Raw genomic sequence first — 16,008 nt, 5'->3', positions numbered from 1 at the left:
GCGTGTTCAAGGTACTTATCTACTATACTAACTACTTCTATGTTCTCGCTAAAGCCTTTCTGCCCTGCTATTAAACAGCACATACCCCTTATAATGAGTTTTATCTTCACCCCTGCATTGCTGGCCTGATAAAGCTTGTTTATCAGCTGTTCATCGGCAAGGCTGTTCATCTTAAATATCATGTAGGCCTTTTTACCGGCCTTTGCAAATTTCACCTCGTTATCTATCAGCTTATAAATAGCCGGGCGCGAATCAATTGGCGATACAATAAGCGTTTTTAAACCTTTTGGTAAAACGTTTCTGTTTAAAGCTTTAAAAACGGCCACCAAGTCAACCGTTATTTTTTTATTAGCGGTAAGTATGGTATGATCGGCATATATCGCAGCTGTTTTTTCATTAAAGTTCCCGGTAGATAAGCAGGCATAATGGGCCGGTTTGCCTTTTTCCATACGGGTAACCAGGCAAATTTTAGAGTGTACCTTATAGCCATCGATACCGTAAAGTACGTTTACCCCTTCTTCTTCGAGCCTGTTGCTCCAAAAAATATTGTTTTGCTCATCAAAACGGGCGCGCAGCTCAACAAGGCAATTCACCTTTTTGCCATTTTTAGCGGCATTTATCAACGCGTGGATGATTTTTGAGTTTTCGGCCAGGCGGTAAACCGTAATATTTATCTCTTTTACTTTTGGATCGATAGCGGCCTCGCGTAAAAAGTGGATCACATAATCAAACGATTGGTATGGCGTGCTGATCAGAAAATCTTTCTTAGCTATCAGCTCCATTAAACTCTTACCAAACGATAAGCCTGCAACCGGTAAAGCTGTATTCCTTTTATATTCCAGATCTGTCCGCCCTACATTAGGGAATGATATAAAGTTTTTGAAGTTATGATAGCGGTTACCCGGAATAAGACTGCCTTTTTCCAACCTCATTTTCTTCATGAGGTAACCAACCATATCCGGCGGCATTTCACTATCATATAGTAAACGCATGGGCTTACCTTTACGTCGCTTTTGGAGGCTTTTACTTAGCGCGTCAACAAATTTTACACTAACTTCTTTATCCAGATCAAGCTCTGCATCACGGGTAAGCTGCAAAGAGTAGGCTTCAATAGAATCGTGGTCGAAAATAAAGAAGATGTCTTCCAGGTTATATCTTATAATATCATCCAGCAGGATAATAAATTTCAGTTTATTCGTTTCAGGCAGCACCAAAAACCTCGACAGGTTATCCGGAAATTCGATAAGTGCATAACGCGATTTTTTATTTTTGGTAAGCCTTACAAAAAAGTAGATAGCCCTGTCGCGCAGCTCGGGCAGCGGCAGGTTATCATCCAGCATAATAGGTACCAGTGTAGATAGCAACTTGTCTCTGAAAAAGCTTTTCACAAACTCGCCACGGGTTACGTTTAGTTGCTTATCATTCAGGATGAAGATCTTTTCTTCGGCAAGCTGCTTTACAATTATGTTTTCGTAAAGGTTATGAAATTTCTTCTCCTGCTTTACAACTGTGGTTTTTATCTGGCCTAATATTTTTTTGGGGTTGTAGCCTAATATCTCTTTAGCCTTTTCGTTCAGGTTGCTTAGGCGACTAAGCGTGGCTACCCTTACACGGTAAAATTCATCCAGGTTGGATGAAAATATGGCCAGGAACTTTATTCTTTCAATAAGGGGCACGGTTGGGTCGGCAGCTTCCTGCAGCACCCTGTCGTTAAAATATAACCAGCTAATCTCCCTGTTAATTAAAGGAATGTTTTTAGTATCCATAGAAATGTGCCGTAATTTACAGCTACAGTTACAAAACTGCTTATTTATTTGTTAAGTTTATATTAACTTATTGGTATATTAATGTGTTTTGAATGTAAAGCCAAATATCCCCATTAATTATTTACGGCTTATGCAAATCTTACATTAGCTTTGTACCAATTACAAAAACCAATATTATGCCTTCATTTGATATAGTAAGCAAGATAGACGGACAAACACTGGATAACGCTATCAACGTTGCAAAAAAGGAAATACTGAACCGTTACGATTTTAATGGCTCTAAAAGCACTATAGACCTGGATAAAAAAACCAACGAGGTTACTATTGTTACCGAAAATGATATGCGCCTTAAAGCCATCCAGGATTCGATAATAAGCCGCATGGTAAAGCAGGGCCTGGACCCAAAAGCGCTTGATTTTGGCAAGGACGAATACGCATCTGGCAATATGATACGCAAGGAGATAAAAATTAAAGAGGGTATTGATAAAGAAGCCGCCAAAAAGATAGTTAAGAAGATAAAAGACAGCGGCCTTAAAGTGCAGGCATCTATTATGGACGACCAGGTGCGTGTTACCGCCAAAAAGATTGACGACCTGCAAGCGGTTATAAGCCTTTGCCGCACCGAAGATTTTGGCCAGCCGGTACAGTATATAAATATGAGGGCGTAATTGGATTTACGATATGTGATTTTAGATTTACGATTTGGATGCTACCTATATAGGAATCTAAAATCGTATATCTAAAATCTACAATAAAAAAGACCGCCCCTGTTAAGGAAGCGGCCTTTAACTAAACCAACTTATGAAAAATTAATTATTTTACAGCTATTTCTCTTGATTGAAATTTAGCTTCTTGTCTTTTTGCTACGGTTAGTTTCAATATTCCGTCGGTGTAATCAGCTTCAATTTTTGAATGATCTACAGAATCTGGCAAGGTGAATGACCTTACGAACGAGCTGTAGCTGTATTCGCGTTTGCTGTATTTCTTAGCTTCGGCAGTGTTTTCTGTTTTCTTTTCGGCAGATATGGTTAGGATGTTTTTATCCAGGTTGATCTTAAAATCTTCTTTCTTTAAGCCCGGTACAGCTAACTCAATGTGGAATTCGTTATCGTTTTCGGCAATGTTAACTGCTGGTACGCGGCTTACTAATTTGTCGCCAATAAATGAATCATTCAATAATGAATCAAATACATCGTTAAAGAATGGATGAGCGTTGTTTTTTAGTCCGTTGTTAAATTTTACTAATGTCATGGTTTATATCTCCTTAAGTTTTTGTTTTTATTAACTTCGTAAGCTTATATTCAACTGTTGTACCAACACATATTTTGATGAATAAGCAAGACAATATGTCTTGTTCGTTTATTTTTAACAGACAAAATGTCGCACCATGGCTGAAAAACTAACTGATTATAAATTCAAGACCGATATAGCTATCCGTTTTTCGGATATTGATGCAAGGGGACATGTAAACAACGCGGTGTATCTTACGTATTTTGAAGTTGCCCGTTTCAATTACTGGCGCGATGTTGCCCACTGGAATTTAAAAGAAATTGGGATAGTAATTGGCCGTTCAGAAATACATTATTTAAAGCCCGTCACCATCGATGATACACTGGTGTGCTATGTGCGGGTTACCCGCATTGGCAACAGCAGTTTTGACGTGATGCATGTGCTTACCAAAACAACAGACAAAGGCCAGGAAATATGCACTACCTGTAAAACGGTATGTATCAGTTATGATTACGCCACAAATAAATCTATCTCTATCCCCAAAGAAGGCCGCAATAAAATGATTGATTATGATGAGCCGAGGTTGATATTGAATACGAATTGATATTATGTATTATATATTCCAACATAAATTAATTGTATTCTTAATATTCTTACTTCCTTTAGCTGGATGGCTAATTGCGAAATTCGCATCCAAAAAGTTAAAATTATCAATACTTTTAAGTGCTGCAGTTTTTTTCTTACCTGTGTTATTTGGGTATTCATATATTATCGATATAGTTTCTATAATATTGTTTTACGTCATAGCAGCATGTTTACTTTCTTACTTAAATATTATTGTTGAAAGCAGCGTGACGAACATTGCAGTATGTACAATAAGCATGGCTGCCGGCTTATTTTTATTTGTTGGACTTTTATCGATGGCTGGTGTTGTTCATGTCGAAAAGGAATGGAAAGTAGGTAATTACAAGATAAATTACATTCGGGATCAGGGGTTTTCTGGCGGCCCCTTACATACGTATCAGCTTTATGAATACAGCACGATTCCGATATTTATCAAACATGTGGAAGAAAAAATAGATAACGACACAACTAAAAATTGTGAGGTGAAATTTGAGTATAAGAATTTTCAATTCGATAAATGTTTATCGCCTCCCAAAGAGTATCATTACGATTATGGATTCCGTTTATTTTAAACTACTAAAATATCTTCCCCGGATTCAAAATCCCATTCGGGTCAAAAATGGCTTTAATGCCTTTCCAAATGGCAAAATGCATTGGTGTGTATTTTAGCGGCATATAGTTCTTTTGCACCAGCCCAATACCATGTTCGCCGGATAACGTTCCGCCCAAGGCAATAGTTAATTCAAAAACTTCGGTAATACCATCTTTCAGTTTACTGTTCCAGTCGGCATCGCTCATACCTGCTTTTACTATGTTCACGTGCAGGTTGCCATCGCCTGCGTGGCCGTAACAAACAGATTCAAAGCCATATTTGGCGCCAATATCTTTGATACCTTTTATCAATTGCGGCAAAGCGGCACGGGGTACTACGGTATCTTCTTCTTTGTAAACAGAGTTTGATTTTACCGATACCGCCATGGTACGCCTGATGCGCCAAAGCTCTTCCTTTTGTGCCGATGAATCTGCAAACAATACATCCTGGCAATTATGCTGTTCTAAAACTTCGTTTATCTTTTCGCAGTCGGCAAATATCACATCCTGGTTGGTGCCATCGGCTTCAATCAGCAGGAAAGCCCCTATCCCATCCTTCAGGTCGAAGGTAATGCCGTCATGTTCTATCACCCATTCAATACCTCGCCTTTCCATAAACTCCAGCGCAGATGGCACTACACCGGCCCTAAATATGGCAGATACTGCCGCGCAGGCATCCTCATTGGTACTAAACGACGCCAGCATTAAAGCATCGAGTGTTGGTTTGGGGATCAATTTGGTAACTATTTTGGTAACAATGCCCAGTGTACCTTCCGATCCTATCAGCAGTTGCGTTAAATTATAACCCGATGCATATTTTAAGGTATTAGCCCCCGTCCATATAATATCGCCGGATGGCAAAACAACTTCTAAATTCAATACATAATCGCGAATGGTGCCATACTTTACCACCCTTGGCCCGCCACTGCAGTTGGCTACATTGCCGCCAATAAAGCAACTGCCCTTACTTGCCGGGTCAACCGGGTATAACAAACCCTTTTCGGCGACAGCGTTAATAAATATCTCGGTAATAACACCCGGTTCAACGCTAGCCTGCAGGTTTTGCTCATCAATATCCAGGATCTTGTTAAAGCGTTCCATAGATATCAGTAAACCACCCTTTACAGCCAATGCACCACCGGCCAAACCTGTGCCTGCACCACGCGGCGTTACGGGTATCAAATGCTCATTACAAAGTTTCATCAACTGCGAAACTTGTTCAACAGTTTGCGGTTTTACAACAACCTCGGGGTAGTAAACCAGGTCCTCGGTTTCATCGTGGCTGTAATTCTCAATTTCTGCTTTCGAGGTCAGGATCTCATCAACCCCAACGATTGTGGTTAGCTGAGAAAGTATATCTGCAGTAATTTTATTATAGGTCATGGCAATGTTATTTATGATAACTGAGCGTAATAACAGATTGTTTAATTGGGCCGCTAAACGGCGGGTTCTGTTTTTTTATGATAACCTCAGCGGTATCTATAAAATTAAACTGTGTTTTAATGCGGTTAAGTATAGCCTGTGCTACACTTTCTATCACCTTACGGGTATGCTTCATCTCCTCTTCAATAATGGCGTATAGTACCTCATAATTTACGGTATTGTGTAAATTATCTTTTTCTATATCTGTTTCGGCCGTAAAACTAACTTGTACATCTACCAAAAAACGGGTGCCTATTATCTGTTCTTCGGGATAAAACCCGTGGTAAGCATAAAACTCAGCGCCTTCTAAAGCTACTTTTATCATGTTTCAAAAGTAGTGGAATATTTGGACGTTTAATAGCCTCACCTAAATCCTCTCCAAAGGAGAGGACTTTAAAAATTTTCTTACCCCCTCTCCTTTGGAGAGGGCTGGGGTGAGGCTTACTAAACTTTCTCAAAAAAAGATTTCCTGTAAAAAATATGTTTAAACAGTTTAAACCCACTTTTTGGCATAAAGTGCCTTGTGGTATTCAAAAACAACGATTTAGGCTTTGTTTAACTCCCATTTAATGCTCTATATTTGAGCAACCAATTTATAATGCAATGGCTAAGACCGATCTTTTTGAAGCACCAGACTATTACCTTTTAGACGAGCTTTTATCTGAAGAGCACAAACTAATACGCGCAAGTGTACGCGATTGGGTGAAGAAAGAAGTGAGCCCGATTATTGAGGATTACGCTCAAAAAGCTAAGTTCCCCAAACAATTATTAAAAGGCTTGGCTGAGATAGGTGCATTTGGCCCAACTATCCCGGTTGAATACGGCGGTGCGGGGTTAGATTATATGGCTTATGGCATTATTATGCAAGAAATTGAACGTGGCGACTCTGGGATCCGTTCAACTGCTTCGGTACAGGGTTCGTTGGTAATGTACCCTATATATGCCTATGGCAGCGAAGAACAAAAACTTAAATATTTGCCCAAATTAGCTTCGGGCGAATTGATGGGCTGCTTTGGCCTTACCGAACCCGACCATGGTTCAGATCCGGGTGGTATGGTTACCAATATAAAAGATGCCGGCGATCATTACCTTCTTAACGGCGCTAAAATGTGGATCTCTAACTCCCCTTTTGCTGATATCGCCATTGTTTGGGCTAAAGATGAAAGAGGAAAAATACGCGGGCTTATTGTTGAGCGTGGTATGGATGGATTTACCACGCCAGAAACACATAATAAATGGTCGCTCAGGGCGTCTGCCACCGGCGAATTGGTTTTCGATAATGTTAAAGTACCTAAAGAAAATATATTGCCAAATGTATCTGGCTTAAAAGGCCCATTGGGTTGTTTAAATCAGGCACGTTATGGTATTGCATGGGGAGCATTAGGCGCTGCAATGGATTGCTACGATACCGCCCTGCGCTATTCAAAAGAGCGCGTACAGTTTGGCAGGCCTATTGGAGGTTTCCAGTTACAGCAAAAAAAGCTGGCCGAAATGATAACCGAAATAACCAAAGGCCAGTTACTTGTTTGGCGTTTGGCTACTTTAAAGAACGAAGGGCGTGCTACTGCCGCTCAAATATCAATGGCTAAACGTAACAGTGTTGAGGTAGCAATAACTATAGCCCGCGAAGCCCGCCAAATGCTGGGTGGTATGGGAATTACAGGAGAATATCCAATAATGCGACATATGATGAACCTTGAGTCGGTAATTACGTATGAAGGTACACATGATATTCATCTTTTAATTACTGGGATGGATGTTACGGGCGAAAATGCTTTTAAATAAATTATAGTAAAATATAGCTATAAGTGATAAGAAGTAGTTCGCGAGTATTATATTTGTTGCAACACCTTATTCACTGACCTTGAAACATATTAAAGACCATCTTGTCCAAATCTCAACAAGGCATGTTTGGCTTTATGCTTTTCTGATAATTTTAGCTTCGTGCAGCCAAAAAAACACCCGTAAAGATACAGGAGAATATTCTGATGAGTATTTAGCTGTACAAACACAGGCAGATAAGATTTGGGCGCAAAACAATATTGATGGGAGTATGCATTTTATGGATTCGGCATTTCGCCGCCTGCCCAACCCTACCATTAATGATCGTTTCCGCTTTTACGCTTTTAACTACCTTTATTATCAAAAACTAAAATTCAATTTTGATAAGGGCCTCCTCTATGCCGATAGCATGCTTGCCATGGCTAAAAGCAGTGTAACCCCCAAGCAGTATTCAATGAATTTTGCTGAGGCCAACTTTGCCCGTGGCGACGCGTATTTTGAATTGAAGCAATTTACTGATGCTTACCAATCTTATTATCAGGGGTACCTTACCGGTAAAAACTATGTGAATTTAAGGGCACTTGCCGATTATACCTATCGCATGGGTATGATCATGTACAAAAAAGGCCATTATAAGCTTGCCGCTAATTATTTTAAAGACAGTTATAAAACCAACCAAACCGAAACCCTGAATGCAAAGCCCGATTTTGTAGGCTTTTATCGCAATCAGGAGCTTTTGGATAACATTGGTATAAGTTATAAGCATAATAATGAAAATGATAGTGCCATTGTATATTTTGATAAAGCCCTAAAACTGATTGATGAAAATGCCAAAAACTTCCCTGAAAAGAAGTTGCATTTAGATATGGCCCGCGGGGTGGTTTATGGCAATATGTCTGAGTCATATGTTCAAAAAGGTTTAAATGCTGAAGCAATTGCTCTTTTAAAGAAAAGTATTGCTATAAACCTGCAAAAAGGCTATGATAACCATGATGCAGAATTATCTGAAGTAAAACTGGGCCAGTTATATTTGACAACCAATCAGGATGATTTGTTATATGATTTACTGCGCAAGCTTCGCAATCAGCTGGATACAGTTAAGAACCCGGATGCTGAGGCAGATTATTACCGCTTAATAGGCAATTATTATGTAAAGAAGAATGAGCTAAAAAAGGCCATTACACATATACAGCGTTATAATGTATTGAAAGATTCGCTTTTACAAAGGGCAGGCCTGTTAATGGAAACCGATGTGAACCAGCAGTTGGCCAATTATGAAAAACAGCACGAAATTGACACGTTAAGTAACGATAATAAGCTACAGGTTATTTACTTATACGTAAGCATCTTTTTTGCCGCTATGGCTTTGATTATAGTCTTCCTGGTTTATCGTAACTGGAAACGGTCAAAAAATGATGTGCAAACCGTAAATGTGTTAAACCAGCAGATAAACGAACAAAACAGTATTTTAGAAAAGGCTTTAAACGAACTAAACATTAGCAGCCAGGAAAAAGACCGCATTTTGCGTACTGTTGCCCATGACCTGCGTAACCCTATTGGTGGTATAGCATCATTAACCACTATGATGGCCGCTGATGAATATACTGCGGATCAAAAGGAACTTATTAACCTCGTAAAAGAAACTTCCTATAACTCGCTCGAACTGATCAACGAAATATTAGAGGCTACAAATATTACATCGGTTAAGTTAAAATTAGAGCCGGTAGAGATCAATTCGTTGGTGAGCAACAGCGTAGAGCTACTTCGTTTTAAAGCTGCCGAAAAGGACCAGACGATATTGCTGGAAACTTTAGATAAACAGCAAGAACTGCACATTAGCAGGGAAAAGATATGGCGGGTTATAAGTAATTTAATTAGTAATGCCATCAAATTCAGCCCTACTTCGAGCATTATTTATGTGAAGGTTGCCGAGATCAATGGAAAAATAATTATTGCAGTAAAAGATAAAGGCATTGGCATACCCGATAAGTTAAAAGATCAGGTGTTTAACATGTTTACCAGCGCGCAAAGGCCGGGTACATCAGGAGAGAAATCCTTTGGTTTGGGCCTGTCCATCTGCAACCAAATAATGGAAAAGCATAACGGTAAGATCTGGTTTGAGAGTGATACTGATATAGGCACCACCTTTTTTATCAGTTTGCGGCTGGCCGGGCATAATATGCCAACCGACCTACCCCAACAGGTTAGCGTACCAATGGCCTGATGATTTAATAATACGTTGCTGCGTTTCAAAATCAATGTGTACCAATCCAAATCGTGGGTGATAACCTTCGGCCCATTCAAAATTATCGGTTAAGGTCCACACAAAGTAACCATCAACCTTACACCCCTCCTGCTTGGCCTTTAATACTTGCTGTAAGTGTGTTTGCAGGTATTTAACCCGTTTGGCATCTTCAATTTGATTATTTACTACTTCATCTGGGAAAGCGGCACCATTTTCGGTAATGATCAGTTTTTTTATCTGCGGATAAGCGTTAAACTTTTTCAGCATATGGTATATGGCCGGTGGGTATACTTCCCATTTCATATCGGTTAGTTCTACATTACGTTTTTCGGCTTTTACCAGGCTGGCGCCAATGTAGGGTGTAAAAAATGAGTATTTAACAATCTCGCGCGTATAGTTTTGTATACCAATAAAATCGAAATCGAAACTAATATTATCTTCATCGCCGGGCTGGTGATATTTATATATCCCTTTTAAGGCCGTAACCTCATCTGTGGGATATCCCAAACCTAAAATTGGTTCAATAAATAACCTGTTTATTAATGCATCGGCACGTTTCGCGGCATTAATGTGTTTGGGCTTATCGGCATAAGGCTCAATATGCGAACAGGAGAAGGTATTACCTATTTGCGCATCGGGCACAAGCTTGCGTAATATCCTGGCGCCTGCAACTATACTTAAAACAACATGATGTATGGCAGGCAAAAAGTTGCGCAGACCTATCTTTCCCGGGGCATGTATCCCCAGGAAATAACCGGCACCGGTAAATACAGCAGGCTCGTTCATTACCATCCAGTACTTTACCCTGTCGCCAAAGTTTTGAGCGCAAATAGTCGCAAAATTGCTAAACCAATTAACAATCTCGCGGTTTGTCCAGCCGCCTCTGTCTTCAAGTACCTGCGGCAAATCCCAGTGGTAGAGGGTTACCCATGGTTCAATGCCTTGTTTAAGGCAGTAATTTATAACCCGGTTATAATGATCGATACCAGCCTGATTAACACGGCCGGTACCATCAGGCAAAATGCGGCTCCAGGCTATAGAAAAACGGAAATTAGGTATATTGAGTTCTTTAACAAGGTCAATATCCAGCTCGTAACGATTATAAAAATCGCAGGCTATTGCAGGCTTATCGCCATTAAGTATTTTCCCTTTTTTTGAACTAAAAGTATCCCATATAGATGGGCTTTTGCCATCGGCATTGCACGAGCCCTCAATTTGCAGGGCAGCCGTAGAAACCCCCCAGGCAAAATCATCGCCAAAAAGTTGTTTAGAAAGAAGTATATTCAGGTTATCTGTATCCATTAATTTGAGCTGATGCAAAGCCCAAAATGTACATTATTATTGTATAAATAAAGCGCTACTTTAAAAATCTTAGTGCATGAATGACGAGCGCATGCTTTTTAAAAACAACCACTCGCGAAAGTCGCTTACTATGGCAACTAATTTTGTGATGATCTTCATGGTGCTTAGTTTATGTTTATTCAAATGTATGGCAGCTATGTGTACTTATAATGAGTACAGGGTTATTTAATTGTTAACATCATTTTTGTGTCATGGTTTTACATGGTTAAACATATTTAGTCAAATCCACCTAAATTTTTCATGAATTAAAGCGCTTATGTTTACTTTTACAACCTATGAAAAGCTACTTTATAAGCCTGTTTAATTATGACCGGTTTGCTAACACGCAAATAGCTAATCTTATCTTGGAAACCGGAATATCGGGCAAATCGCTGGATATTATGTCCCACCTGTTGGTAGCGCAACAAACCTGGTTAAAGCGTTGTACGGGCCAGCCAGCTCCTACTACACCGCTATGGCCCCAATGGCCTGCCGATGAGTTTATTAACATTATTGATGAAAATCATGAGGCTATTATAGCTTACCTGGAAACTTTGCAGCCGCAAGATTTCGATAAAAAGATCACCTACAAAAACTCGATAGGTCAATTTGAAAATACGCTGAGCGATATACTCGCTCATTTGGTAAACCACGGCACACATCACCGGGCTCAAATTGGGCAACACCTTAAAATGGCCGGAGCCGAACTGCCTGCATCAGATTATATACTTTATATCAGAAACTTAAACCAAGCCCTATAATACTCATAATTAATAACGATGAAAAGAATAATTGCCGCCCTATTTTTAAGCTTTGTATTATTTAGCTGTACCGATAAAAAGAAACAAGAGAAAGACCTTCTTGACGAAGTTATTAAAGTGCACGACCGTGTAATGGGTAAAGAAGAGCTGATAATGATCAACAAAATGCAGCTGGATACGCTGATAAAGGAAAACAGATCGCCCGAAATTACTGCTGTAGCTACGCAACATAGCAAGGCTTTAGATAGCGCTGATACCAATATGGAAAACTGGATGCATAATTTTGATGCCGAAAACAAAGGTAAAAGCCACGAAGAAATAATGACCTACCTAACCAGTCAAAAGAAAGAGATAAATGCTATCGACAGCAATTTTAACGTTGTTGTAGCAGATGCAAGCAAGTTTATTAAACAAAACAAAATCAAATGAAAAAATTCGCGGGATTAGTCCTTATTACATTAGCATTTACTGCCTGTAAGTTTAACGATGCCGATAAACCCAGGCTACCTATTATGGGTAACCGCGATGCCGTAACAAAAACCATTAATGGCAAACAGGTAACCGACACCGTTTATCAAACCATACCCGATTTTAAGTTTGTGAACCAATATGGCGATAGCATTACACAAAAAAGCCTGAAGGGTGATATTTACGTGGCCGATTTCTTTTTCACCACCTGCCCTTCTATCTGCCCAATAATGCACCGCAATATGCTTACCGTTTATAACGAGTTTAAGAACGTACCAGATTTTAAGATCATATCGCACACTATAGATCCTAAACACGATAGTGTTGCTGTGATGAAGAAATATGCCGATAAACTGGGCATCAGCGGTAATAGCTGGTGGTTATTGCAAGGCAATAAAGAACAAACTTATGATTTGGGCCAAAAAGACTACCTGGTAGCTGTAAAGCAAGATGATGGTACACCCGGTGGTTATGTTCACCAGGGATGGTTTGTATTGGTTGATAAGCAGAAACGCATACGCGGTTACTACGACGGTACCGATGAAAAGCAGGTTGCCAAAATGATTGGTGATATCAAAATATTGCGTGCCGAGGTTAACACCGAAATAGCACAATAATGAAATTAAAGGTAATCGCTTTTATTACAATAATGCTTTGTGTGATAATTGTATCATGCCAAAGCGAAGCTGAGCAGGAATATAAACGTTACTACGGCAGCGGTACCCTGGTATATAAGGCTAAATGCCAGAACTGCCATGGGGAAAAAGGCGAAGGTTTATCTAACCTTATCCCCCCGCTTACCGATACGGCTTACCTTAAGAAAAATAAAGCCCAATTGGCCTGTTTTGTAAAGTACGGCATAAAAGAAACCATTACTACCATAAACGGCAAGGCCTATGAAGGCGCTATGCCCGCTAATGTTGATATGCCGGCCATTGATATTGCCGAGGTGCTCACCTATATAGGTAATTCATTCGGTAACAAAATGGGGACTATTACGGTTGATGAAGTGAATGTGGATTTGGAGAAGTGTAAATAGTCCGAAAGTTGTTTTTTTATCCTTGTTATCTTACGGACTTTCGGTCTTTACAGACTTCCCGACTAAATTCCTATCTTTACACCTGCAAAACGTTCTATCGCTGCAGGCTTGTTCTGCGGAGGAAAGTCCGGGCAACATAGAGCATCCTGCTTCCTAACGGGAAGGCGCCCGCAGCGGGCGACAGCAAGTGCCACAGAAAATATACCGCCTTTAATTTATTAGAGGTAAGGGTGAAAACGTGAGGTAAGAGCTCACGGCTTTTCCGGGCGACCGGGATCGCGGTAAACCTCAGGAGTTGAAAAACCAAATAGGTTCTGAAAGTGGAGCTGCTCGCTTCCGTGTCGATTAGTCGGCCGTCAGAATGGGTAGGTTGATTGAACCTGTCAGCAATGGCAGGGCCAGATTAATGATAGAAGTTCCCCTTGGGGAGTACAAAACCCGGCTTACAGATTTGCTGCTGTACAATATACCCCTTGCTGTTTACAGTAAGGGGTTATTTTTTTTTCTAATAAATTAAAAGTGTGTAATATACTATACAATTTATATATTAGCCTCTTAAATATTCTACCCTTTTTTCAGTTTAAAACATATGGCAAAAATTTTAATAATTGATGATGAACGGTCTATCCGTAGTACCCTGCGAGAGATATTAGAATATGAGGATTATATTGTTGAGGATGTAGATAATGGTGTAGACGGCCTGGAGCTTATTCGTAAAAACGATTTCGACCTGGTACTGTGCGACATTAAAATGAACCGCATGGATGGTATGGAAGTACTTACCGAGGGGCTTGCTATTAAACCCGACCTTCCTTTCATTATGATATCCGGCCACGGCACGGTTGAAACCGCTGTTGAGGCCAGCAAAAAAGGCGCGTTCGATTTTATATCAAAACCACCTGATCTGAACCGCTTACTTATTACCGTACGTAACGCGCTCGACCGCGGGAGTTTGGTTGTTGAAGCCAAGGTATTAAAGCGTAAAGTATCAAAAGTGCGCCCTATTTTGGGTGAGTCGCAAGCTATTTTAAGAATAAAAGAAACCATAGAACGTGTTGGCCCTACAGATGCCCGTGTACTGGTTACCGGTGCCAATGGTAGTGGTAAAGAACTTGTTGCCCGCTGGCTGCACGAAAAATCAAACCGCTCTAACGGCCCTATCATTGAAGTGAACTGCGCGGCTATCCCTTCGGAATTGATCGAGAGCGAACTGTTCGGTCACGAAAAGGGTTCATTTACATCGGCTATAAAACAACGTATAGGTAAGTTTGAATCTGCCAACGGCGGCACCCTTTTTCTGGATGAGATTGGCGATATGAGCCAGTCTGCACAAGCTAAGGTGTTGCGTGCCTTACAGGAAAGCAAGATTACCCGTGTAGGCGGCGAAAAAGAAATTGATGTAGATGTACGTGTTGTAGCGGCAACAAATAAAGACTTGCTTAAAGAAATTGAGGCCGGTAACTTCCGTATGGACTTATACCACCGCTTAAGTGTTATACTGATACATGTACCACCACTTACCGAACGCCGAGATGATATTGGCCTGCTTACACAATGCTTTTTAGACGAGATCTGCAATGAGTATGGTATGCCGGTAAAGAAGATCTCTGATGCCGCTTTAGATGCCCTTAAAGCCTTACCATGGACGGGTAACATCCGTGAACTACGCAATATGGTGGAGCGTTTAATTATCCTGAGTGATAAAACCATTACCGATAACGATGTTAAGGCGTTTGCCAACCCATCGGCACCGGCAACCGCTATAGCCGCTGCTGCAACACCGCAAACAGATTTTGACCAGTTTACCAACTTTCAGGAATATAAGGACTATGCTGAACGCGAGTACATTAAATTTAAACTGGAAAAAAATAACTGGAACGTATCAAAAACTGCTGACGACATTGATATACAGAGAAGCCACCTTTACAGTAAGATCGAGAAGTTTGGTTTGAAAAGAGGGGAATAATAATGTGGTGATAACACCGACCAAAAGCTGAATAATCATTCCGGTTTAACCCCGGCGCTGAATATAAGCCGGAGTAGGTTCTAATTTTTAGTTCTTACTCTGGCTTTTTTGTGTCTAATTATTATAATATTAAGGAATAGTTAGTTAACAGGCTACAGTATATTCCTTTAAACTAATCATAAAGTCATTTATGTATTATTCATATCAGGTTAACTAATCATAAATTTTTATTTATTTTAATTAAATATTCCTATACGCTCTCAAGTCATTTCATAGTTAAAGGGATGGAAAAGTGTTAATATAAACGCCTTTATAAAACACACATTTTAAATAGGGGGCACTTGCTTTGCATTGTATTACTCATGGTGATGTTAAAAATTTAAAAATCACTATTATATATCATGAGTAAAAAAAACAATTTGATTAAGAACAGTACCCAAGTGTGTAAAACCCCTACCTCTTCTAAATTATTCAGTCGCATTTGGCCATTTCTATTACTAATTGTTGTATTTATAGCGGGATGTAGCAAAGAAAATCAAAACCCGACAACAGATAATTCATTCACATCAAGTAAAGCTTTAGGTACCGTAGGGCTTGCCGTTAGCCCAGCACCAATAAATCTTAGAACAGCCGGTAATTTTACGATTCTGACATCAACTGGTATTTCAACCACTGGCGTCACTACAATAATTGGTGACATAGGAACAAGCCCGATAGCATCTACAGCAATTACCGGATTTGGGTTAATAAAGGACGCCAGTAATCAGTTTTCC

At 40.0% G+C, this 16,008-nt stretch carries 16 protein-coding genes and 1 other RNA gene; 12 read left to right on the top strand and 5 right to left on the bottom strand.

Annotation, left to right across the window (positions count from 1 at the left end; translation table 11 throughout):
- Positions 1–1,766, bottom strand: a 1,766-nt coding sequence (gene ppk1 / locus JWQ85_RS12205) for a polyphosphate kinase 1 (protein ID WP_299468296.1), incomplete at its 3' end; no start/stop codon positions are given.
- A 176-nt stretch (positions 1,767–1,942) separates the two neighbouring features.
- Here ppk1 and JWQ85_RS12200 point away from each other — a divergent pair.
- On the top strand, positions 1,943–2,434 hold the full coding sequence (locus JWQ85_RS12200) for a YajQ family cyclic di-GMP-binding protein (RefSeq protein WP_299468294.1): 492 nt from the start codon (positions 1,943–1,945) through the stop codon (positions 2,432–2,434).
- Positions 2,435–2,579: 145 nt separating this feature from the next.
- On the opposite strand, the gene JWQ85_RS12195 is transcribed toward JWQ85_RS12200, so the two are convergent.
- The gene (locus tag JWQ85_RS12195; RefSeq protein WP_299468292.1) at positions 2,580–3,017 is read right to left on the bottom strand and encodes an Hsp20/alpha crystallin family protein; all 438 of its coding nucleotides are present in this window, start codon (positions 3,015–3,017) and stop codon (positions 2,580–2,582) included.
- Positions 3,018–3,153: 136 nt separating this feature from the next.
- Here JWQ85_RS12195 and JWQ85_RS12190 point away from each other — a divergent pair, with 136 nt between their 5' ends.
- Together JWQ85_RS12190 and JWQ85_RS12185 are read left to right on the top strand one after the other, a co-directional pair.
- Positions 3,154–3,600 carry a thioesterase family protein gene (locus tag JWQ85_RS12190; protein ID WP_299468290.1) on the top strand — a complete coding sequence of 149 codons (447 nt, stop codon included), beginning with the start codon at positions 3,154–3,156 and terminating at the stop codon, positions 3,598–3,600.
- 4 nt (positions 3,601–3,604) lie between these two features.
- The gene (locus JWQ85_RS12185) at positions 3,605–4,192 is read left to right on the top strand and encodes a hypothetical protein (RefSeq protein ID WP_299468288.1); all 588 of its coding nucleotides are present in this window, start codon (positions 3,605–3,607) and stop codon (positions 4,190–4,192) included.
- Positions 4,193–4,196: 4 nt separating this feature from the next.
- Here JWQ85_RS12185 and JWQ85_RS12180 read toward each other — a convergent pair whose 3' ends face one another.
- Entirely contained in the window at positions 4,197–5,594 is a 1,398-nt protein-coding gene (locus JWQ85_RS12180) for an FAD-linked oxidase C-terminal domain-containing protein (RefSeq protein WP_299468286.1), read from the bottom strand.
- A gap of 7 nt (positions 5,595–5,601) precedes the next feature.
- Positions 5,602–5,958: a dihydroneopterin aldolase gene (gene folB, locus JWQ85_RS12175; RefSeq protein ID WP_299468284.1), complete on the bottom strand. Its 357-nt coding sequence runs from the start codon at positions 5,956–5,958 to the stop codon at positions 5,602–5,604.
- A 278-nt stretch (positions 5,959–6,236) separates the two neighbouring features.
- Here folB and JWQ85_RS12170 point away from each other — a divergent pair, with 278 nt between their 5' ends.
- A complete protein-coding gene (locus tag JWQ85_RS12170) occupies positions 6,237–7,418 on the top strand; it encodes an acyl-CoA dehydrogenase family protein (protein ID WP_299468282.1) in 1,182 nt (393 codons plus the stop codon).
- A gap of 79 nt (positions 7,419–7,497) precedes the next feature.
- Complete coding sequence (locus tag JWQ85_RS12165; RefSeq protein ID WP_299468280.1) at positions 7,498–9,639, top strand: ATP-binding protein; 2,142 nt, start codon at positions 7,498–7,500, stop codon at positions 9,637–9,639.
- On the opposite strand, the gene JWQ85_RS12160 is transcribed toward JWQ85_RS12165, so the two are convergent.
- Positions 9,607–10,962 carry a GH1 family beta-glucosidase gene (locus JWQ85_RS12160; protein ID WP_299468278.1) on the bottom strand — a complete coding sequence of 452 codons (1,356 nt, stop codon included), beginning with the start codon at positions 10,960–10,962 and terminating at the stop codon, positions 9,607–9,609. The two genes, JWQ85_RS12165 and JWQ85_RS12160, sit on opposite strands and share 33 nt — an antisense overlap.
- 335 nt (positions 10,963–11,297) lie before the next feature.
- Here JWQ85_RS12160 and JWQ85_RS12155 point away from each other — a divergent pair, with 335 nt between their 5' ends.
- From JWQ85_RS12155 to JWQ85_RS12125, 7 genes are all read left to right on the top strand, one after another.
- A complete protein-coding gene (locus JWQ85_RS12155) occupies positions 11,298–11,762 on the top strand; it encodes a DinB family protein (RefSeq protein WP_299468276.1) in 465 nt (154 codons plus the stop codon).
- An 18-nt stretch (positions 11,763–11,780) separates the two neighbouring features.
- Positions 11,781–12,191 (top strand): hypothetical protein, encoded by a 411-nt coding sequence (locus JWQ85_RS12150; protein WP_299468274.1) that lies wholly within the window; start codon positions 11,781–11,783, stop codon positions 12,189–12,191.
- Complete coding sequence (locus JWQ85_RS12145; RefSeq protein ID WP_299468272.1) at positions 12,188–12,847, top strand: SCO family protein; 660 nt, start codon at positions 12,188–12,190, stop codon at positions 12,845–12,847. Before JWQ85_RS12150 ends, JWQ85_RS12145 begins: the two co-directional genes overlap by 4 nt.
- Complete coding sequence (locus JWQ85_RS12140) at positions 12,847–13,269, top strand: cytochrome c (protein ID WP_299468270.1); 423 nt, start codon at positions 12,847–12,849, stop codon at positions 13,267–13,269. The genes JWQ85_RS12145 and JWQ85_RS12140 overlap by 1 nt, the downstream gene beginning before the upstream one ends.
- Positions 13,270–13,350: 81 nt before the next feature.
- Positions 13,351–13,731, top strand: an RNA gene (gene rnpB, locus JWQ85_RS12135) — RNase P RNA component class A.
- Positions 13,732–13,858: 127 nt separating this feature from the next.
- A complete protein-coding gene (locus JWQ85_RS12130) occupies positions 13,859–15,235 on the top strand; it encodes a sigma-54 dependent transcriptional regulator (RefSeq protein WP_299468268.1) in 1,377 nt (458 codons plus the stop codon).
- Positions 15,236–15,636: 401 nt separating this feature from the next.
- On the top strand, positions 15,637–16,008 hold a 372-nt coding region (locus tag JWQ85_RS12125), incomplete at its 3' end, for an ice-binding family protein (RefSeq protein WP_367186206.1).

Origin of the sequence: Mucilaginibacter sp. (assembly GCF_028288105.1) — a bacterium.
Lineage (GTDB): Bacteria > Bacteroidota > Bacteroidia > Sphingobacteriales > Sphingobacteriaceae > Mucilaginibacter.
This window is presented reverse-complemented; position numbering and strand designations above follow the sequence as displayed.